The 18871-nt window shown below is 73.6% G+C and carries 15 protein-coding genes, 2 tRNA genes and 1 other RNA gene; 10 read left to right on the forward strand and 8 right to left on the reverse strand.

Annotation, left to right across the window (positions count from 1 at the left end):
- Nucleotides 1-2073, reverse strand: a 2073-nt coding sequence (locus H1A17_RS20400; RefSeq protein WP_194822672.1) for a DNA polymerase III subunit gamma and tau, incomplete at its 3' end; no start/stop codon positions are given.
- Nucleotides 2074-2180: 107 nt separating this feature from the next.
- An RNA gene (gene ffs, locus H1A17_RS20405) (signal recognition particle sRNA small type) lies at nucleotides 2181-2270 on the reverse strand.
- An 82-nt stretch (nucleotides 2271-2352) separates the two neighbouring features.
- Between ffs and H1A17_RS20410 the strand changes: the two genes are divergently transcribed.
- The 5 genes from H1A17_RS20410 (at nucleotide 2353) to H1A17_RS20430 (ending at nucleotide 7241) form a co-directional block, all read left to right on the forward strand.
- Nucleotides 2353-2437: transfer RNA gene (locus tag H1A17_RS20410), tRNA-Ser, on the forward strand.
- 176 nt (nucleotides 2438-2613) lie between these two features.
- Entirely contained in the window at nucleotides 2614-3309 is a 696-nt protein-coding gene (locus H1A17_RS20415; protein WP_145922171.1) for an alpha/beta hydrolase, read from the forward strand.
- 124 nt (nucleotides 3310-3433) lie between these two features.
- On the forward strand, nucleotides 3434-4048 hold the full coding sequence (locus H1A17_RS20420) for a hypothetical protein (protein ID WP_145922172.1): 615 nt from the start codon (nucleotides 3434-3436) through the stop codon (nucleotides 4046-4048).
- Nucleotides 4049-4080: 32 nt separating this feature from the next.
- Nucleotides 4081-4575, forward strand: a complete 495-nt coding sequence (locus H1A17_RS20425) for a hypothetical protein (protein ID WP_370517100.1) — start codon at nucleotides 4081-4083, stop codon at nucleotides 4573-4575.
- 356 nt (nucleotides 4576-4931) lie between these two features.
- Complete coding sequence (locus H1A17_RS20430; RefSeq protein WP_194822673.1) at nucleotides 4932-7241, forward strand: hypothetical protein; 2310 nt, start codon at nucleotides 4932-4934, stop codon at nucleotides 7239-7241.
- 104 nt (nucleotides 7242-7345) lie between these two features.
- Here H1A17_RS20430 and H1A17_RS20435 read toward each other — a convergent pair.
- Nucleotides 7346-7432: transfer RNA gene (locus tag H1A17_RS20435), tRNA-Ser, on the reverse strand.
- A gap of 75 nt (nucleotides 7433-7507) precedes the next feature.
- Between H1A17_RS20435 and deoD the strand changes: the two genes are divergently transcribed.
- A complete protein-coding gene (deoD, locus tag H1A17_RS20440) occupies nucleotides 7508-8218 on the forward strand; it encodes a purine-nucleoside phosphorylase (RefSeq protein WP_194822674.1) in 711 nt (236 codons plus the stop codon).
- 97 nt (nucleotides 8219-8315) lie between these two features.
- On the opposite strand, the gene H1A17_RS20445 is transcribed toward deoD, so the two are convergent.
- The 4 genes from H1A17_RS20445 to H1A17_RS20460 form a co-directional block, all read right to left on the reverse strand.
- Entirely contained in the window at nucleotides 8316-8765 is a 450-nt protein-coding gene (locus tag H1A17_RS20445; RefSeq protein ID WP_145923089.1) for a nucleoside deaminase, read from the reverse strand.
- Nucleotides 8766-8985: 220 nt separating this feature from the next.
- Entirely contained in the window at nucleotides 8986-9519 is a 534-nt protein-coding gene (locus H1A17_RS20450; RefSeq protein WP_145922193.1) for a tRNA adenosine deaminase-associated protein, read from the reverse strand.
- 112 nt (nucleotides 9520-9631) lie between these two features.
- Nucleotides 9632-9799: a hypothetical protein gene (locus H1A17_RS20455; RefSeq protein WP_168222581.1), complete on the reverse strand. Its 168-nt coding sequence runs from the start codon at nucleotides 9797-9799 to the stop codon at nucleotides 9632-9634.
- 73 nt (nucleotides 9800-9872) lie between these two features.
- Nucleotides 9873-10235, reverse strand: coding sequence for a hypothetical protein (locus H1A17_RS20460; RefSeq protein ID WP_194822675.1), 363 nt, complete (start codon nucleotides 10233-10235; stop codon nucleotides 9873-9875).
- A 144-nt stretch (nucleotides 10236-10379) separates the two neighbouring features.
- On the opposite strand from H1A17_RS20460, the gene H1A17_RS20465 reads away from it, so the two are divergent.
- From H1A17_RS20465 to H1A17_RS20480, 4 genes are all read left to right on the forward strand, one after another.
- Nucleotides 10380-11156: a M23 family metallopeptidase gene (locus H1A17_RS20465; RefSeq protein WP_194822676.1), complete on the forward strand. Its 777-nt coding sequence runs from the start codon at nucleotides 10380-10382 to the stop codon at nucleotides 11154-11156.
- A gap of 160 nt (nucleotides 11157-11316) precedes the next feature.
- A complete protein-coding gene (locus H1A17_RS20470; RefSeq protein ID WP_194822677.1) occupies nucleotides 11317-14262 on the forward strand; it encodes a glycosyl hydrolase in 2946 nt (981 codons plus the stop codon).
- Nucleotides 14263-14336: 74 nt separating this feature from the next.
- Nucleotides 14337-15413 (forward strand): PHP domain-containing protein, encoded by a 1077-nt coding sequence (locus H1A17_RS20475; protein ID WP_194822678.1) that lies wholly within the window; start codon nucleotides 14337-14339, stop codon nucleotides 15411-15413.
- 131 nt (nucleotides 15414-15544) lie between these two features.
- A complete protein-coding gene (locus tag H1A17_RS20480) occupies nucleotides 15545-17215 on the forward strand; it encodes a DUF885 domain-containing protein (RefSeq protein WP_194822679.1) in 1671 nt (556 codons plus the stop codon).
- Between the two features lie 85 nt (nucleotides 17216-17300).
- Here the strand turns inward: H1A17_RS20480 and H1A17_RS20485 are convergent, their stop codons facing one another.
- A complete protein-coding gene (locus tag H1A17_RS20485; protein WP_194822680.1) occupies nucleotides 17301-18776 on the reverse strand; it encodes a DUF6114 domain-containing protein in 1476 nt (491 codons plus the stop codon).
- Nucleotides 18777-18871 lie beyond the last annotated feature (95 nt).

Here is an 18871-nt window from a genome sequence, read left to right on the forward strand (position 1 = left end):
CTGCGCCTGCGGGTCGCCAGCCCGCACCGCCACGGCGGTCGCCCCGCCCGCGCCCGAGCCGTCCACCGCACCGGCAGCACCCGGCACCCCGTGCGGGCCACCGGGGCCGGCCCCGCCCGCCGCGCCGTGCGCGTTGGGCCCGCCGTTCGCGCCGGTCGCGTCAGCGGGCGGGAAGGTGTCGGGCCGGGCCGCCGGTCCGCCGGGCACGCCCGAGGGACCGGAACCGGCGTCCGGGCCGGCGGACGGACGGGCCGGCTGGGGGGTGGCGCCACCGTCGGGCGGGCCGGGCGGAGAGTCGGCGGGAGGCGTGGACGGGCGGGCCGGACGGGACGGACCACCGGGGGTCACCCCGCCCCGCTCGCCGGCCACCTCGCAGCGGATCTGCCAGCGACCGCCCAACTCCTCGTAGAGCGCGTCGGTGAGTACCCGGGCGTGGTCGGCCATCATCTTGGCCAGCACCACCGACTTCACGGTCACCACCAGCGTGTCCCCGTCGAGGTCCCGGACCACGGCGTCCCGCATCAGGGCGGCGATCCGCTTGTTCGTCCGGTTGACCTTGCCGACCACCTCCGGCCACGCCCGCCGGACGGCCACCGCGTCGAGCGCACCCACCGGGTCGCTGCCCGGACGGGGTGGCTCGGGCGTCGCCGGATCGGGCAGCACCGCCGACGGCGGCACCGGACGGCGTACCGGAGCCGCGTCGGCGACCGGTGTGCCACCCGACGTCGGCGCGGCGGGTGCCGGTGGGGACGATCCGGGGCGGGCAGCGGCGGCCCGCGCGGCAGCCGCCCCGGTGAGGGCTCCCGGAGCCGCCGGGGAGTCGGCGACGGCCGGGGCGGGCTGGGGGCGTACCTCGGTGGGGGCGGGGGGAGGTGCGGAGCCGGCGGCGGCCGGCGGCAGGTCGACGGCACCCAGGGTGAGCCGGCGTTCCATCCGTTCCAGACGCTGGAGCAGGCCACCTGTGGAGTCGTCGACGCCGGGCAGCAGCATCCGGGCGCAGATCAGCTCCAGCAGCAGCCGGGGAGCGGTGGTGCCGCGCATGTCGACCAGGCCGTTGTGCACGATGTCGGCGCAGCGGGACAGGGTCGCCGGGCCGAGCCGCTGGGCCTGGGCGGCCATCCGCTCGATCTGGTCGGCCGGACCGTCGATCAGGCCCTTGCCGGCGGCGTCCGGCACCTGCTGGAGCACGATCAGGTCACGCAGGCGTTCCAGCAGGTCGGCGGCGAACCGGCGGGGATCGTGACCGGCCTCGGCCACCCGGTCGACGGTCGCGTACGCCGCCGCGCCGTCCCCGGCGGCCAGCGCGTCGCACATCTCGTCGATCAGCGCGGAGTCGGTGACGCCGAGCAGCGCGGCGGCCCGGGGATAACTGACCCCCTCCGGGCCGGCGCCCGCGATGAGCTGGTCGAGCACGGAGAGGCTGTCCCGGGCGCTGCCACCACCGGCGCGCACCACCAGCGGGAAGACCGCCGGATCGACCGTCACCCCCTCGGCCTGGGCGAGCTGCTCCAGGTACGGCCGGAGCACCTTCGGCGGGATCAGCCGGAACGGGTAGTGGTGGGTCCGCGACTTGATCGTGCCGAGGACCTTCTCCGGCTCGGTCGTGGCGAAGATGAACTTGACGTACTCCGGGGGCTCCTCGACCAGCTTGAGCAGGGCGTTGAAGCCGGCCGACGAGACCATGTGCGCCTCGTCGATGACGTAGATCTTGAACCGGCTGCGGGCCGGCGCGAAGAACGCCTTCTCCCGCAGCTCACGGGCGTCGTCGACGCCGCCGTGGCTGGCCGCGTCGATCTCGATGACGTCGATCGAGCCGGAGCCGTCGACGGCCAGCGACCGGCAGGAGTCGCACTGCCCGCACGGCTCCGGGGTGGGGCCCTGCTCGCAGTTGAGCGAACGGGCCAGGATCCGGGCGCTGGAGGTCTTGCCGCAGCCCCGGGGGCCGGAGAACAGGTAGGCGTGGTTGAGCCGACCGCTGCGCAGCGCCTGCGACAACGGCTCGGTGACGTGCTCCTGGCCGATGACCTCGGCGAAGGTGCGCGGCCGGTACTTGCGGTAGAGCGCCAGCGTCACTCGCCCCGCCTCCTCTCGACCGAGCCATTCTGCGCCGGTCGGGCGCGGGTGACCACCCACCACCCCGGGACCCGACCCGCAGGTACGGTACCGGTGGGCGGAGACAAAAAGGCCTCCCGTGCACCCGGCAGAGCTCGCTTATCCTTGCTGCCTTCCGGCCCTGGGGAGGTTCACGAGATACCGCCGCACGGGAGGTACCGCCCACCCTACCCGACCCCGGGTGGATCTTCGGGGGGTGGTGGGGTGGCCCGGCCGCCGGGGACCTGTATCCTGGCTCGCGGAGGATTCGCCTAGAGGCCTAGGGCGCACGCTTGGAAAGCGTGTTGGGATAAAACCCTCACGAGTTCGAATCTCGTATCCTCCGCTCTCTTGAGCAGCACCAACGCGAGGGTCGGCCCCGTTCGGGAGCCGACCCTTCGTCGTTTCCACGGACACCCGGCCAAGGTCGCGCCGCGCTATGCCCACGGCAGAACGGTCACCCCGGCCCCCGCCCCGACCCCTAGGGTTCTCCGCAACAGCGGCCCGGTCGGGGAGGCAGCGATGCGGATCGTCTTCGTGCACGGGGCGTGCGTACGCGACGGGGCGTGGTGGTGGTCCCGGGTCGACGCGCTGCTCGCGGCCGGCGGTACGACGAGCGTCGCGGTACGGCTACCGAGCTGCGGCGAACTGCCGGACGCGCGCCGGCGGGCGGGGCTGGACGACGACGTCGAGGAAACCCGTCGGGTCCTGCGCGACGGCGGGCAGACGATCCTCGTCGGTCACTCCTACGGCGGGGTGGTCGCCACTGCGGCGGCCGACGCCGGGGACGTCCGGCACCTCGTCTACGTCAGCTCGTTCCTGCCCGACGTGGGTGAGTCCCTGGCCGATCTCGGGCCCGCCGGACCCGCGCCCCACCTGGAGTTCTTCCCCGACGGCACGTTCGCGGCCCGGCCCGAACTGGTCCCACCACTGTTCCTGCACGACTGTGACGAGGCGGCGGTGGAGGGCGCCATGACCCGGCTGGTCCGGCAGAATGCCGCCGCGCTCACCACCCCGGTCCGCTACGCGGGCTGGCGGTCGACCCCGTCGACGGCGGTGGTCTGCGCCGGGGACCGGGCCACCCCGCCGGAGGTGCAGCGCGCCCAGGCGGCTCGGGCGGGGCGCACGGTGGAGCTGCCGACCGGGCACCATCCGCTGCTTTCCCATCCGGAACTGCTCGCCGGGCTGCTGCGGGAGATCGCCGCCGAACACGACTGACCGCGCGCACGCCGGGGCTCGGCGGGATTCTCGTACCGGATCGGTACGGTGCGGGCAGTCACGGCGGCCTCCAGTTCCGTCGTACACATGTGCTATCCACAGGGTGTGGACGGCGGGGGGTCGGATGAGTTACCAGCTCAGCGCGGTCGTCGCGGACGTCGAGCTGCTCCGCGAGCAGACCGCCGACCTGGATCACGCGGTGCTGGCCGCCCTGCGGCAGGATTTCGCGCTGCTGCCGGTGACTCCGCAGTTGGTCGAGGAGCTGACCGGCACGCTGCCGGACTACCACCCCGGGGAGCCCACCGCCGAGCAGCCGTTCGAGCTGGTGATCTCGCCGGCCCTGGGTGGACTGTTGGATAGCTGGTCGCGGCGGGGTCCGGTGGCGTACCTGGAGGCGGAGTTCGCCGGCGGGCTCGGCCACCAGGCGTCGGCGGTCTGGTTGGGCGGCCGGTTGAGTTGGGGGCCGAGCTTCGACCGTACCTTCACGCTGCCGCGCGGGGAGTGGCCGATCAACGCGGCGCTGGCCCGGCTCGGCGTGGAGCCCGGCCGGTGGCTGGACCCGTTCGCCGAACTGGGCCTGCACCTGGAGCGGAACACGGCCGGCTGGCTGACCCATGGCCGGCGGGGGCTGACCGCCGACTACTGGGACGAGCTGGCCGAGGAATGGGAGGAGCAGGAATTCGGGGTAGACCAGCAACCTGAACGCCCCGGTCCCGTTGGGGACTGGGGGATTCCATGAAATTACGACAATTTGCCGTTCTTGCGGCGTTGATTCTGGCTGCCACGGCTGCGGGCAGTGGCAGCCATCCGTCCGGACCCGAGGTTCCGGCCCGACCGATCGGGGTCAGCCAGGTGGTCGGGTTGCACGGCGTGGCCGGGGCCGCGTTCGGCGACACCGAGGCCGAGCTGACCCGGCGCGGGGTGCTGCACACCGACGCCGACACCTGCGGTACGACGCTGGTCGGGCACGGTACGGCCAGCCCGATCTTCGTCGACGGCCGGCTGGTGCTGCTCTGGCTCGACGACCCGATGAGCACCCCGGAGGGGATCACCGTCGGCACCCCCGTCCGGGAGGTGCTGGCCCGCTACCCGTCGGCGGTCCGGCTGCGCGCTCCACAGCGGACGTACCGGTTCGACGGGCTGCTCACCCGCGACGGCGACCGGGGGTACCTCTTCCTGCACGACGGCACGGCCGTCCGGGAGATCATCGCCGGGTACGCCGACTGGGCCCGCCGCCTCTTCGACGAGGGCCACAGCCCCTGCTGAACTCCGACCACGACGTGGATTGTCCGTGACCGGTCCCGATGAGAACATCTCCTGGCCACGCAGTCGGCGTGGCAAGTCACGGGGGATAGATGTCACGCACTGTCATGTCCCGCCCGGTAATCCGGGCTGGGACGTCACTGCCGCGCCTCGCGCTTGTCACCCTGCTCGTCTCGACCCTGGCCGTAGGCCCGATCGCCACGGGTGACGGGGCACCGACCCCGGCTGCGGCGGTCGGTTCGTCCGACAGCGGGGCGACCCGTTCGCCGGCACCCGCCACATCGGACCTTCCGCCGCCGCCCGCCACGGCCCGGGAGACGCCGGCCGCCGCATCCGGCCGGAACACACCGGACCGGGACGTGCCGGTCCCCGCAGCCGAGCGGGCCGTGCCGCACCGGGCGGCGACCCCGGCCCCCGGTGCGCAGGCCGCCGGGCTGAGCACCGAACAGCCACGTACCCGGTCCACCACCATCGTCCGGCAGCCCAAGCCACCCCGCTCCCGCTGCGGCGGCGGTCTGGCCCTCGGCACGGTCGTCACCTGCACCGCGATCGTCGACCAGGCGCAGGACGTCTGGACCGTCACCACCACCGCGGCCGACGACCTGCTGCTGATCCAGCTCGGTCGGGGCACCGGGCGGGACTCCGTCGGTGGCCGGGTCACCGACGCCACCGGCCGGGAGTTCTGCCGGCTCGGCGTGGACGCGAACCGCTGTCGGGTCGGTGCCGCCGGGGCGTACCGGATCAGCCTGCAACTGCCGTACTCCACCGGGCGGGGCGACTACACGATCGCAGCCGAGTCGACGCGTACCCCGTCGAGCTGCGGGCAGTTGCCGGTGGACCTGTTCGACTTCGGGTCGCCGGGGAGCACCGTGACACTGCCGGCCGGGGCGGCCGCCCGGTGTCACCTGTTCGACCAGCCGCGCGGCGCGCTGCTGCGGTTCGCCGACCCGGGCGGTCCGCGCGACATCCGGGGGCTGATCCTCGACGGGCAGCAGCTGACGCTCTGCGAGCTGACCTACGGCGGAGGTGACTGCCGGCTCGACCGGCCGGGCCCCTACCGGCTGCTGAGCTGGGAGCAGTACGGCAAGGAGGGCACCCACCTGGTCAAGGCTCGGCGGCTGTCCGACCCGGCGGGCTGCCAGAGCCTGCCGCTCGCCCGGTACGGCGACCCGGGCAGCGCCGTGAACAGCGGCGTTACCCCGGCCGGCGAGACGACCTGCCACACCTTCAGCACCGACGCGGCCCGGCCGTTGCTCGTCCGCGCCGTCAGCCTCGACGCCACCAGCTTCGACTGGCAGGTGCTGGATGCCACGGGCGCTGAGGTCTGCGCCCGGGAGGGCATCCCGGTCTGTGCCGTGCCGGCCGCCGGCCGGTACACCCTGCTGGTCGGCAGCCCCCGCTACGCCGACCGGACCCACCGGTACGAGGTGGCACTGAACCCGCTCGACCGGGCCGACGGATGCGCGCCGAACACCGGCTACACCCCCTGGGACCAACCGGCCCTCCAGGTACGCCAGCTCGCCCGGGTACAGACCAACTGCCATCCCTTCACCGGCCTGGCAGGTGAACGGGTCATCGTGTCCGGCGCACGCTGGACGATGGACAGCGGTGGCGAACGGATCTGCACTGAGCCTTCCGACCAGGTCGGCTGCGTGCTCCCGGCCGACGGCGACTACCGGGTGATCTCATACCGGGAGTGGACCGGGAACGCCCCCGAGACGTACCCGTTGGGTATCCGGCGGATCTCCGACCCGGTGGGCTGCCCCACGGTCCGACCCGGCAGCTACGGCACGGCACCCACCGGCGCCCCGGCCCCGGTCGCGTGCCGGATCCTGGACGTCCCGGCCGCCGGGGTCTACCGGGTGACCGCCCTGCACGGCGACAACGTGACCACGTTCGCCCGGGTCCTCGACACCGCCGGCCGGACGGTCTGCGCCCAGGTCCGCTGCCCGCTGCCCGCCGGCCGGCACACTCTGCTGGCCAGCGTGGACGCCACCAGCACCACCGAGTTCGCGGTGTCCCTGCTGCCGCTGCGGCCGACCGGGTGCACACCCGTCTCCGACGCCGGCTGGGCCGACGCGCCGCACCGGGGCCGGATCGACACCTCCGGCCAGATCGACTGCCTGGTCCTGCCCACCCCGTCCGGGGCGTCGATCGCCACGCTGCTGCCCGTCGACGCCGAGCTGAACGTCGACATCGTGGACGCGGACGGCGAGGCGGAGTGCAGCCTCTGGTGGTACACCTGGCACGGCTGCGAACTGGACGGCCCGGCACCGCACTCGGCGCTGCTCACCGGGCACACCTTCGTGACGCAGCTGGCGTACACGGTGGGCTTCGCCCGGACCGACGCGCCGGCCTGCCCGACGCTGCCCCGGGACACCACGGACACCACTGTGACCACCGGCCCGGACCGCCTCGCGGCCTGCTTCACCGTCCCGGCCGACCAGCACGCCGCCCGGCAGACCCTCACCTGGGCGCGCACCGCCGGCACCGGCCGGGCCCGGCTGACCGTCTTCGACGGGACGGGCCGGTCGACGTGCGGGACGGACCGCGCCGCCCAGGGCACCGTCACCTGCGCACTGCCTCCCGGCCCGGTCACCGTGCTGCTGGACACCGACGGCAACACCGCCACCTACCGGCTGAGCCACCGGAACGCCGGCACCTCCTGACCCGGTCGCGGGCCGGCTCCGACCAGGGGCCGGCCCGGTCCGGCAAACGCGGAACGCCCGGTGCGATCCTCACGGATCGACCGGGCGTTCTCGCTGTTCACGAGCGGTGGCGGCGGGATTTGAACCCGCGGAGGGCGTAAACCCTCACACGCTTTCGAGGCGTGCTCCTTAGGCCACTCGGACACGCCACCGCCGACGAGGGTACAGGAACACCGGTTCGGATGCCGCACCGGTATGCCCCGGGCCGGCCTGGCAGGATCTTTGCCATGAGTACGCACATCGGCGCGAAGCCGGGCGAGATCGCCGAGCGGGTCCTGATGCCGGGCGACCCGCTGCGGGCCAAGTGGATCGCGGAGACCTACCTCGAGGACGCCACCTGCTACTCGACGGTGCGGGGCATGCTGGGCTTCACCGGGCGGTGGAACGGCGTGGACGTCTCCGTCCAGGGCTCCGGCATGGGCATGCCGTCCGCGTCCATCTACGCCCACGAGCTGATCAACGAGTACGGCGTGAAGACGCTGGTCCGGGTCGGCTCCTGCGGCGCGCTCACCGAGGACCTCCAGCTCCGGGACGTGATCGCGGCGATCGGGTCGTCGACCGACTCGAACATGAACCGGATGCGCTTCGACGGGTTGATCGACTACGCCCCGGTGGCCGACTTCGGGCTGCTGCGTACCTCGGTCGAGGTGGCCGAGCGGCGCGGCATCACCGTGCACGTCGGTCCGATCCTCGCCGCCGACGCCTTCTACACCGACCGCCCCGACCTGTACGACACCCTGGCCGACTACGGGGTGCTGGCGGTGGAGATGGAGTCGGCCGCGCTCTACACGATCGCCGCCCGGTTCAAGGCCCGCGCCCTGACCCTGCTGACGGTCAGCGACCACATCAAGACCGGCGAGAAGACCACCGCCCAGGAGCGTGAGCAGACCTTCGGCCAGATGGTCGAGATCGCCCTGGACACCGTCGCCGCTTCCTGACCGCCGCCCTGACGGCTCACAAGGGGGCCGGTGTTGCGGTGTCGCCGGGGCGCGGATACCGCAACATCGGCCCCGTTGGGTCGATCAAGGGCCGGGATCAGCGGAAGAAGGCCCGCAGGACGGCGGCGTTCTCGGTCTCCAGGACCCCGGCGTACACCTCGGGGCGGTGGTTGAGCCGGCGGTCGCGCAGGACGTCCCAGAGCGATCCGGCGGCGCCGGTCTTGGGTTCCCAGGCACCGAAGACGACTGTCGAGATCCGGGCCAGCACCAGCGCGCCCGCGCACATCGTGCACGGCTCCAGGGTGACCACCAGGGTGCAGTCGTCCAGCCGCCACCGGCCCGACCGCGCGGCGGCCCGGCGCAGCGCGAGCACCTCGGCGTGCGCGGTCGGGTCCCCGGTCAGCTCCCGTTCGTTGCGGCCGACGGCCAGTTCGGTGCCGTCCGGGCCGTAGACCACCGCCCCCACCGGCACGTCCCCCACCACCCCGTCGGGCCCGGCGGGGGGCAGGTCCGGACCGGTGACGGCGATCTCCAGGGCGCGTCGCATCCACCGCTCGTGCCGCTGTCGGCGGCCGACGGAATCCGGCCCGGCCAACCGCTCGGTCGCCCCGGGACCGACCCGCCCGATCGCGCCGGGCGTGGGCTGCCCGGGCCGTACGGTGCCGAGGGCGGGATCGGTCGCGTCGACCGGCCCGGCCGCACCCGGCCACGCCGGGCCACCTCCGGCCCCGGACGACCCTGCGGTGGCGTCGTCGGGGTATGGAGGGTCAGACCTCACGCAGCTCCTCGACCTCGTCGGCGCAGCCGAGCACCTGGCACACCTCGGCGGTCACGTCGGCGGGGAGCATGCCCTCGTGGGCGCAGAGCTTGAGCAGGCGTTGGGCGGAGATGCCCAGGTCGGCGAGGATGTCGGCGTCGCCCACCGGGTCGGCTTCCGGGTCGACGACCGGCTGCTCGCTCTCCTCGTCGCCACCACCGGCGGTGGCCGACGGCGGTTCGTCGACGTCGTCGAGGCCGGTGACCGACGTCTTGAGGTCGCCGACGAGCAGCGCGCCGAGCCGGGACTCCTCGGCGTAGGCCGAGTCGGAGCCGAAGACCCGCAGGTCCTCCCCCTCGTCGAGGCGCAGCACCACCAGATACGCGTCGTCGGCCTCGACGAAGAGCAGCGACACGTCGGCGTCGGGTTCGACGTCGCGCAGCCGGTCGGCGACCTCGTCGATGTCGGTGGCCCCGCGCAGGTTCACCTCGGCGGCGTTCCAGCCGCCCTCGTCGCGCACCACGGCGGCAGCGAAGTACGACATGGTTCCCCCAAAGACCTCGGCACAGCCGACTCGTTACGCGTGCACGTTAACCGGTCGGGTCGGCAGCCGACCGCTCAACGCCCCGAAGGGCCGGCAATCCGGGGAAAGTTCGTCAGCCGGCGACGCGGCGGCGGGTCGCGATGAGCTGGCGCAGCCGCTCGGTGCGTTCCCGCTGCGGCCGTTCCCGCTGGCGTACCGCGCGGGCTCCCGCCAGCTCGGCGAGAATCTGGAGGCGGCGGCGGCTCCGCTCGGAGTCGAGCCGCGGGGTGTTCCAGGCCATACCGAAGAGCGTCCCCAGTCACAGCGGGTACGTCAAGATGGTGCGGCAAACGAAGCCGCGCGACGACGCTGGGTCACCACATCGGCCAGTCCGCGCTGACCGCCCACCGCACCACGACGATCGCGAACGCGATGCTCCAGCCACCGGCGGTGACGATGGCCACACCCGCGCCGGCCCCCCGGTCGCCGTAGCGGACCAGGGCGAACGCGGCGAGCCAGGCGAGCGCGCCGGCGATCACCGTCCACCAGGCGTAGCTTCCGACGTCGTGGCCGAGCAGGCCGAAGAGCACCAGCCAGGCGGCGGCGAGGGCGCCGCCGGAGGCCACCGCCGCGCCGGTGACGGGGTGTGGTTCCCGCCACGTCGGCCGGCGGGGCGGGCCGGCGGGAAAGAGCCCCGAGGCGGCGTACGGGACGCGTCCGGGCTGGTGGTTCGTCATGGTCACTGCTCCCCTCCGGCCGGACGGAACCCGTCGCACCGCTGCCGGCCGGTAACGGTCAGCCGGGCCGTTGCGGGGAGCCGTCGTCGGCCGGGTGCCGCTGTCGGTGCGACCTCCACGGTAGCCGTCTGTCAGGATGTCCGAATGTCCCTGCTGCGGCCCGGCCCACGGCGCACCCGTCCGGCGTACCCCGTCCTGCTGCTCGTGGCGGCGGTGCTGGCCGGGTGCGGGACGGACGAGCCGGTCGCGGGCCCGGTCTGGGACGGCCCGTCGGCGGTGGCGACGGGCGACCAGCCGGCGACCCCGACGGTCCCGGCGGGCACCCCCTCGGGCACCGCCGGGCCGACCGCGACCGCGTCGCCGTCGGCCACGCCGGATGCGGCGGCGCTGCGCCGGGTCTTCCCGGTACGGGCGGGCAACGTCGCCTACCACCCGACGCACTCGGGGTACCCGGGCACCGACATCTTCGCCGACTGCGGTGAGCCGGTGGTGGCGGTCACCGACGGGGCGGTCCTTGAGGTGAGCCGGGTGGACCGGTTCCGCAAGAGCGGGCCGTTGGGGCCGTACAACGGTGGCCTGTCGGTGTCGTTGCTGGGCGACGACGGGGTGCGGTACTACGGGTCGCACCTGAGCGTGGTCGACCCGGGCATCGAGGCCGGGGTCCGGGTGCGCTCCGGGCAGCGGCTCGGCGAGGTGGGCCGGACGGGCAACGCGAACAACGTCTGTCACCTGCACTTCGGGTTGTCGCCGAAGTGCACCGGGCACGACGACTGGTGGATCCGGCGGGGTGTGGTGTGGCCGGCGAAGTACCTGGACTCGTGGCGGAAGAAGGGCAACCGGTCGCCGGTGTCGGCGGTGACCGCCTGGGAGCGTGAGCACGGCTGCCCGCGCGCGCCGCGCGGCTCCTCCGGCGCAGGCTGACCGGGGGTCGGCGGCGGCGTCATCGGCCGCACGCATTGACGTAGGTATTACCCGTCGGTTAACGTCCGGGGCAGAGAGAGCGCTCTCTCGACCCATGAAACCCTCGAATTCCGACGAACCGCGCGCAGTTGGCCCACCCGCCCCGCGCGGAGGAGGCACGATGACACCTCCCGTCCCCCGCCGCCGCGCCCCCTGGGTGCTCGCCGCCACCACCGCCCTGACCGTCCTCGTCGGCGGCCTCACCCTCACCACCGCCGACGCCCCCGCCGAGGCGGCCACCGTCGGTGCCGGCAGCTACACCACCGACCCGGTCGGCCCGCTACCCAGCGGCTGCGGCGACCTGTCCACCAACCCCCGCCAGTACGCCACCGCGAACGCCCCCGCCGGGCCGGTCCCCACCAACGACTGGTGGTCGTCGCTGCTGTGGAAGAAGACGAACTGCTCCTACAGCGAGCCGCTGCACGCCCACCCGGTGTCCTACCAGACGTTCACCGACGGGCTCGGTTTCTCGGCGCCGTCGGCCGCCACCGTCACCGGCACCTCGACCGGGGTGGGCGAGTTCAAGTACACGTACACCGAGGACATCCGGGTCGGCGTGGCCGCGCTCGGCGCACCCGTGGTCAAGGTCGACGACTGGACGGACTGGACGGTCACCCCGTACTGGAGTGACGGGGCGCGGACCCTGCGCGCCACCATCGGCCACGGGCTGCCGTTCGCCTACTTCCAGGCCAGCGGCGGCGACGCCCAGATCAACCCGACCGGCGGCGCGGCCACCGTCTGGTCCAACAGCGGCGGCACCATCGGCTTCACCGTCCGGGGCCACGACTACGTCGGGTACGCCCCGACCGGCGCGACCTGGACCGTCACCAACGGCCGGATCACCTCCACCCTGGCCGGCAAGGGCTACTTCTCGATCGCCCTGCTGCCGCCCACCGCCGACGCCACCGCCCGCGCCTCGCTCGCCACGAGCTACGGCCGGTACGCCCACGCGCACGTCACCGGCACCCGGGTCGGCTACACCTACGACCCGGCGACCAGCACCGTGAACACCACGTACTCGTTCACCACCACCGCCCGGGAGGGCACCGCCACGCAGACCGTGGTGAGCCTCTACCCGCACCAGTGGAAGGCGCTCACCGGCAGCACCCCGCTCACCCAGACCTACCCGTCGGCGCGCGGCCGGATGAAGGTGCTGACCGGGGTGGCCTCCTTCCGCACCGCCATGAAGTTCCACGGGGTCCTGCCCGAGGTGCCCGCCGTGGCCACCGGCTCCGGCTCCGACCTGGCCCAGCTCAAGGAGCAGCTCGCCGCCGTCCGGGGCAACCCGATGGACCAGCGCGGCGGCGACACCTACTGGACCGGCAAGGGCCTCGGCCGGGCCGCCCGGATCGCCGAGATCGCCGACCAGGTCGGTGACACCGAGACCCGCAACGCCGCGCTGGCCGCGATCCGCGGCACCCTGACCGACTGGTTCACCGCCACCCCGGGCAAGACCGCGAAGGTCTTCTACTACGACCGCAACTGGGGCACCCTGATCGGCTACCCGGCGTCGTACGGGTCCGACCAGGAACTCAACGACCACCACTTCCACTACGGGTACTTCATCGCGGCGGCGGCGACGCTGGCCAAGTTCGACCCGGCGTGGGCCGCACAGAGCCAGTACGGCGGCATGGTCGACCTGCTCATCCGGGACGCCAACAACTACCAGCGGTCCGACACCCGCTTCCCCTACCTGCGGGACTTCGACATCTACGCCGGGCACGACTGGGCCTCCGGGCACGGCTCGTTCAACGCCGGCAACAACCAGGAGTCCTCGTCGGAGGGGATGAACTTCGCCAACGCGCTGATCCAGTGGGGTCAGGCCACCGGCAACACCGCCGTGCGGGACGCGGGCGTGTTCATCTACACCACCCAGGCCGCCGCCATCCAGGAATACTGGTTCGACGTCGACGACGAGAACTACCCGGCGGCGTTCGGGCACTCGACCGTCGGCATGGTCTGGGGCGACGGCGGGGCGTACGCGACCTGGTTCAGCGCCGAACCGGAGATGATCCAGGGCATCAACATGCTCCCCGTCACCGGCGGCCACCTCTACCTCGGCTACCGCCCGGCCTACAACAAGGCGAACTACGCCGAACTGGTCCGCAACAACGGCGGCGAACCCACCGTGTGGCAGGACATCCTCTGGCAGTTCCTCGCCCTCGGTGACCCGGACGCGGCGCTGGCCAAGCTGCGGGCCAACCCCGGCTACACCCCGGAGGAGGGCGAGAGCCGGGCGCACACCTTCCACTGGGTCCGCAACCTCGCCGCGCTCGGCCAGGTCGACACCACCGTCACCGCCAACCACCCGCTGGCCGCCGTGTTCAACCACAACGGCGCACGCACCTACGTGGCCAGCAACATCACCGCCGCGCCGCTGACCGTACGGTTCTCCGACGGGACCGGTCTCACCGTGGCCGCCGGGAAGACCGCCACCACCGGGGCGTACACCTGGAGCGGCGGCAACGCGGCGGGCGGCACCAACCCGAGCCCGACGCCGACCACCTCCCCGACGACGTCGCCCACCCCGACCCCGACGCCGACCGGGCCGTCGCCGACCCCGACCAGCCCGACCCCGCCGCCGACCACCCCGCCGGCCGGCTCGCCGACCCGGTTCCTGCTGCCCGGTGGCGGGCTCGGTTCCGCCGGCAGCGCGGCGACGACCACCATCGCCGGCTCCGGGGGCGCGAACCACGACGGCACCCCCAGCAACCCGGTGGTGTTCACCGCGACCCGGCTCAACCTCGCCTACACCGGGGGCCAGACCGGGTTCGACCTGTTCCTCGACGCCGGCCAGTCGGTCGGCAACGGGGTGCAGGCCCGGGTCTCCTACGACCTGACCGGGGACGGCACCTTCGACCGGGTGGAGACGTACCGGTACTTCGCCACCGACCCGGTGCCCGGTTACGAGCACTACACGCAGAACGCCGGCCTGCACTCGGCCACCGGCACGCTGGGCAACCTCTCCGGCGGCACGGTCAGGGTGGAGGTCTGGTCGGCGATCGGCGTCAACCCGTCCACCCTCGGCACCGGCAACCAGTCGGTGGTGAAGCTGCCGTACTCCTGATCCGCCTCCCCCGCGTACACCCCGCGCCGCCGGTCGTCCCCCGACCGGCGGCGCGGGCGCGTAGGTTGCCATCCATGAGCGCCAGAGACCCCGTCGCCGACCTGCGCCGGATCGCGTTCCTGCTGGAGCGGGCCAACGAGGCCACCTACCGGGTACGCGCGTTCCGCAGCGCGGCGACCGCCCTGGCCGCGCTGCCGGCGGCGGAACTGACCGAGCGGGTACGGGCCGGCACACTCACCGACCTGCCCGGCGTCGGTGACGTCACCGCCCGCTGCGTCGCCGAGTCGCTGGCCGGCGAGGAACCGGTCTACCTGCGCCGGCTGGTCGCCACCGAGGGCGTCGACCTCGACGGGGCGGCCGGCGCGCTGCGGGCCGCGCTGCGCGGCGACTGCCACACCCACTCGGACTGGTCCGACGGCGGGTCACCGATCGAGGAGATGGCGCTCGCCGCGGTCGAACTCGGCCACGAGTACGTGGTGCTGACCGACCACTCGCCCCGGTTGACGGTGGCCCGGGGCCTCACCGCCGACCGGCTGCGCCGGCAACTCGACCACGTGGCGGCGGTGAACGCGGCGCTGCCCGAGGGGTTCCGCATCCTTACCGGGATCGAGGTGGACATCCTCGCCGACGGCACCCTCGACCAGGACGAGGAACTGCTGGCCCGGCTCGACGTGGTGGTCGGCTCGGTGCACAGCGGGCTGCGTGACGAGCGGGCCCGGATGACCCGCCGGATGCTCACCGCGATCGCCAACCCGCACCTGGACATCCTCGGCCACTGCACCGGGCGGATGGTGTCGTCCCGGCCGGCCGGGGTGACCGGCCCGGGTGACCGGGGGCACCGGGCGCGGACCCGCGCCGAGAGCGACTTCGACGCGGACGCGGTCTTCGCCGCCTGCGCCGAACACGACGTGGCCGTGGAGATCAACTCCCGGCCGGAGCGGCAGGACCCGCCGAAGCGGCTGATCCGCCGCGCCCTGGAGGCCGGCTGCCGGTTCGCCATCGACACCGACGCGCACGCCCCCGGGCAGCTCGACTGGCAGCGGTTCGGCTGCGTCCGGGCCGCCCTGTGCGGCATCCCCGCCGACCGGGTGGTCAACACCTGGCCGGCCGACCGCCTGCTCGACTGGACCCGCGCCCGCGCCGGCGGATGATCCACTCCTGGGGGTCGACGTTGCGGTGTCGCAGCACCACGGATGCCGCAACCACGGCCCCGACGGGTCGATCACCCCGGCTCGGCAAACACACTCGACAACCGGCCCCGACGGTCACGTAGGGTCGCAGCGTGGGACGAATCGATGACCTCGCGAACCGGTACGTGGCCGACTGGGCGCAACTGAGCCCGACCGGCGCCACCTACGTCGGCATCGCCGGCTACGACGACCAGCTCGACGACCTCTCGCCCGCCGGTTACGAGGCACGGGCCGAACTGACCCGGCGCACCCTCACCGACCTGGACGTGACCGAGCCGGAATCCGAGGCGGAGCGGACCGCCAAGGAGGCGATGCAGGAGCGCCTGGGACTGGAGCTGGCCCGGCACGACGCGGGCGAGATCACCAGCGAGGTGAACGTCATCGCCAGCGGGCTGCACGAGATCCGGATGGTCTTCGACCTGATGCCCACCGAGGGTGAGCAGGGCCGGGCCGCCGTCGCCGCCCGGCTCAACCGCTTCGCCGCCACGTTGGAGGGCTACAAGACCACGCTGCGCGAGGCCGCCGCCGCCGGCCGGGTCAGCTCCAAGGTGCAGCTGACCGAGGTGGCCAAGCAGTGCGACGTCTGGACGGACCCGCACGGCGACAACTTCTTCCACGGGCTGGTGCAGCGGCTGGACACCGACGGCACGCTCGGCGCCGAACTACGCCGGGGCGCGGCGGCGGCGACGGCGGCGACCGCCGAGTTCGGCCAGTTCCTGCGTACCGAACTGGTCCCACGGGGGCGGGACAAGCAGGCCGCCGGCCGGGAACGGTACGAGCTGGCCTCGCAGTACTTCCTCGGCGCGAAGGTCGACCTGGACGAGACGTACGCCTGGGGTTTCGCGGAGCTGGCCCGGTTGGAGGCCGAGATGCGGATGGTGTCGGGCCGGATCGCCGGCCCGGGTGCCACCATCGACGAGGCGGTGGCCGTGCTGGACGCCGACCCGGCCCGCACCATCCAGGGCAAGGAGGCGTTCCGGGACTGGATGCAGGCGCTGGCCGACAAGGCGATCAGCGAACTGCACGGCACCCACTTCGACATCCCCGAGCAGGTCCGGCGGATCGAGTGCTGCCTCGCCCCGACCAGCGACGGGGCGATCTACTACACCGGGCCGAGCGAGGACTTCTCCCGCCCCGGGCGGATGTGGTGGGCGGTGCCCCAGGGCGTCACCGACTTCTCCACCTGGCGCGAGGTGACCACGGTCTACCACGAGGGGGTCCCCGGCCACCACCTCCAGGTCGCGCAGACCGCCGTCCGGGCGGAGCTGCTCAACCGGTGGCAGCGGCTGCTGTGCTGGGTCTCCGGCCACGGCGAGGGCTGGGCGCTCTACTCCGAGCGGCTGATGGACGAGCTGGGCTACCTGCAGGACCCGGGCGACAAGCTCGGCATGCTCGACGGGCAGGCGTTCCGGGCGGCCCGGGTCATCGTCGACATCGGCATGCACCTGGAGCTGGAGATCCCCCGGGACAACCCGTTCGGGTTCCACCCGGGTGAGCGGTGGACGCCGGAGCTGGGCTGGGAGTTCATGCGGGCGCACTGCCGGGTGCCGGACGAGAACCTGCGCTTCGAGTTGAACCGCTACCTGGGCTGGCCGGGGCAGGCGCCGTCGTACAAGGTGGGCGAGCGGATCTGGCTCCAGGCCCGGGAGGAGGCGATGGCCCGCAAGGGCGCCGACTTCGACCTGAAGGAGTTCCACCGGCAGGCGCTCGACCTGGGTGCGCTGGGGCTCGACCCGCTGCGCCGGGCCCTGGCCCGGCTCTGAACCGTACCGCCGGCCGGCGGGTGCGACGGGTGGTCGGGGGCGGGCGGATGCCCGCCCCCGACGCACCGTGGGGGTGGGAGCAGGGTCAGGAGAGGCTCAACGCCAGTGCCGGTCGGGCGGTCAGCGTGTCGGAGTCGACGAACGCCAGGTCGATCGCCGGGTCGGTGAAGGTGATCGGGATCGGCGAGGTGATCGGGATGCCGTCGGGGAACGGCAGGTCGGGGGTCAGCGTGACCGTGATGCCGAGCAGCTTGCCGACGAACCGGGTGGCGTAGAACGCGACATCGCCCTGCACCGTCAGCTCGTCGGTGACGTACCGCTGGTGGCGGCCCGCCGGACCGTCCGCGACCAGGCTGAAGTCGGCGGTGACGGCCCGGCTCATGCTGAACTTCAACGCCTTGAGCGTGCCGTCTGAGGTGGGCAGGTCGACGATGCCCTCGAACCGCAGCCCGGTCATGGTGACCCGGGTTCCGGTCAGCTTGGACGGCTGCCGGGCCACCCTCGGCTGCCCCGGCTCGGCGACGATCCTCGGCAACGGCCGTCCCGGCCGTACGGTGCCGGGGCGGGTGGGCTTCGCGGGGGTGCAGCGGCTCGCGGGGCGGGTGGCGGTGGGCTTCGGTCGGGTGGTGGGGGTGGCCTCCGGGGTCGCCCCGGCTCCCGGCGACGGGGTGCGGCCCGCCGACGGGGTGGCGGTCGGATCGGTCTTCCCACCGCCGGTGAACAGGTCACCGAGGCCGTGCAGGAGGTCGGTGAGCAGGTTGCCGTCCGGCGACGGGGACGGGGACGGGGACGGGCCGGCCGTGCCGGGGGTGACCGTCGGGGTCGCGGTCCGGGTGGCCGAGGGGCGCGGGGCGGCGGTCCCGGTGGGGACCGGCCGTGGGCAGGCGGTCGGTGCCGGCCTCGGCGCGGCGGCCCGTACCGGCTTCGGCGCGGCGGCCACCAGTGCGCCGGCGGTGAGGCCGAGGACCAGCAGCGCCACCCCGAGGTGGCGCGGGTCCCGCCCGCCGGCCGGGTCCTCCGCCGGGTCACGCGGCGCGGCGGTGTCCACCCCGGAGCCGCCGAAGAAGCCGAGCCGGCCGTCGGCGTCGAACCCGTCGTCGGCTCCGGGGTCGGCGTCCGGGTGGGGTCCGGCGGCGGTCGGCGCGTCGGGGTCGGTGGCGGGCGGTGGGGCGGGGCGGATCGGGGTCCAGGCGAAGCCGAGGGCGCTGCCGACGAGGCCGAGCAGCAGACCGAGGAAGAAACCGCCGAGGTTGAGGCCCATCAGCGAGTAGACCGTGGTGACCGCCGCGACGACCGAGTAGAACAGCCGCTGGCCGGGGCTGAACCAGAGCAGCAGCCCGCAGGTGACCAGGATGATCGGGATGAGCAGCGAGTAGAGCCCGGTCGCGCCGGAGGAGAAGCTCAGCCCGTTGAGGGTCATCCTGGTGGAGGCGAACATCTCCACCCCGGCGAGCACGGTGAGCAGGCCGCCCCAGAACGGCCGGCTCCGTCGCCACCGGCGGAAGCTCCGCCACCCGCGACCGGGGCCGGCCGGGGCGTACGGCGGTTGCGCGCTTGTCACGTGCTCCTCCTGGGCGGATGGGGTTCGGGGTGGGGCGGGCCGGGCCCCTGCTGTCCGGCGGGGGTGACGCGAGGGGCCCGTCCCGGCGTCGTCGG

Origin of the sequence: Micromonospora sp. S-DT3-3-22 (assembly GCF_015354745.1) — a bacterium.
Classification (GTDB): Bacteria; Actinomycetota; Actinomycetes; order Mycobacteriales; family Micromonosporaceae; genus Micromonospora; species Micromonospora wenchangensis.

What these genes read in the sequence shown, in the direction of transcription:
- H1A17_RS20445 (WP_145923089.1), bottom strand. Translation starts at nt 8,765, where the DNA reads ATGCGACGCGCCCTGGAGATCGCCGTCACCGGTCCGGACCTGCCCCCC.
- deoD (WP_194822674.1), top strand. Translation starts at nt 7,508, where the DNA reads ATGAGTACGCACATCGGCGCGAAGCCGGGCGAGATCGCCGAGCGGGTC.
- H1A17_RS20465 (WP_194822676.1), top strand. Translation starts at nt 10,380, where the DNA reads ATGTCCCTGCTGCGGCCCGGCCCACGGCGCACCCGTCCGGCGTACCCC.
- H1A17_RS20475 (WP_194822678.1), top strand. Translation starts at nt 14,337, where the DNA reads ATGAGCGCCAGAGACCCCGTCGCCGACCTGCGCCGGATCGCGTTCCTG.
- H1A17_RS20450 (WP_145922193.1), bottom strand. Translation starts at nt 9,519, where the DNA reads ATGTCGTACTTCGCTGCCGCCGTGGTGCGCGACGAGGGCGGCTGGAAC.
- H1A17_RS20420 (WP_145922172.1), top strand. Translation starts at nt 3,434, where the DNA reads ATGAGTTACCAGCTCAGCGCGGTCGTCGCGGACGTCGAGCTGCTCCGC.
- H1A17_RS20455 (WP_168222581.1), bottom strand. Translation starts at nt 9,799, where the DNA reads ATGGCCTGGAACACCCCGCGGCTCGACTCCGAGCGGAGCCGCCGCCGC.
- H1A17_RS20415 (WP_145922171.1), top strand. Translation starts at nt 2,614, where the DNA reads ATGCGGATCGTCTTCGTGCACGGGGCGTGCGTACGCGACGGGGCGTGG.
- H1A17_RS20470 (WP_194822677.1), top strand. Translation starts at nt 11,317, where the DNA reads ATGACACCTCCCGTCCCCCGCCGCCGCGCCCCCTGGGTGCTCGCCGCC.
- H1A17_RS20460 (WP_194822675.1), bottom strand. Translation starts at nt 10,235, where the DNA reads ATGACGAACCACCAGCCCGGACGCGTCCCGTACGCCGCCTCGGGGCTC.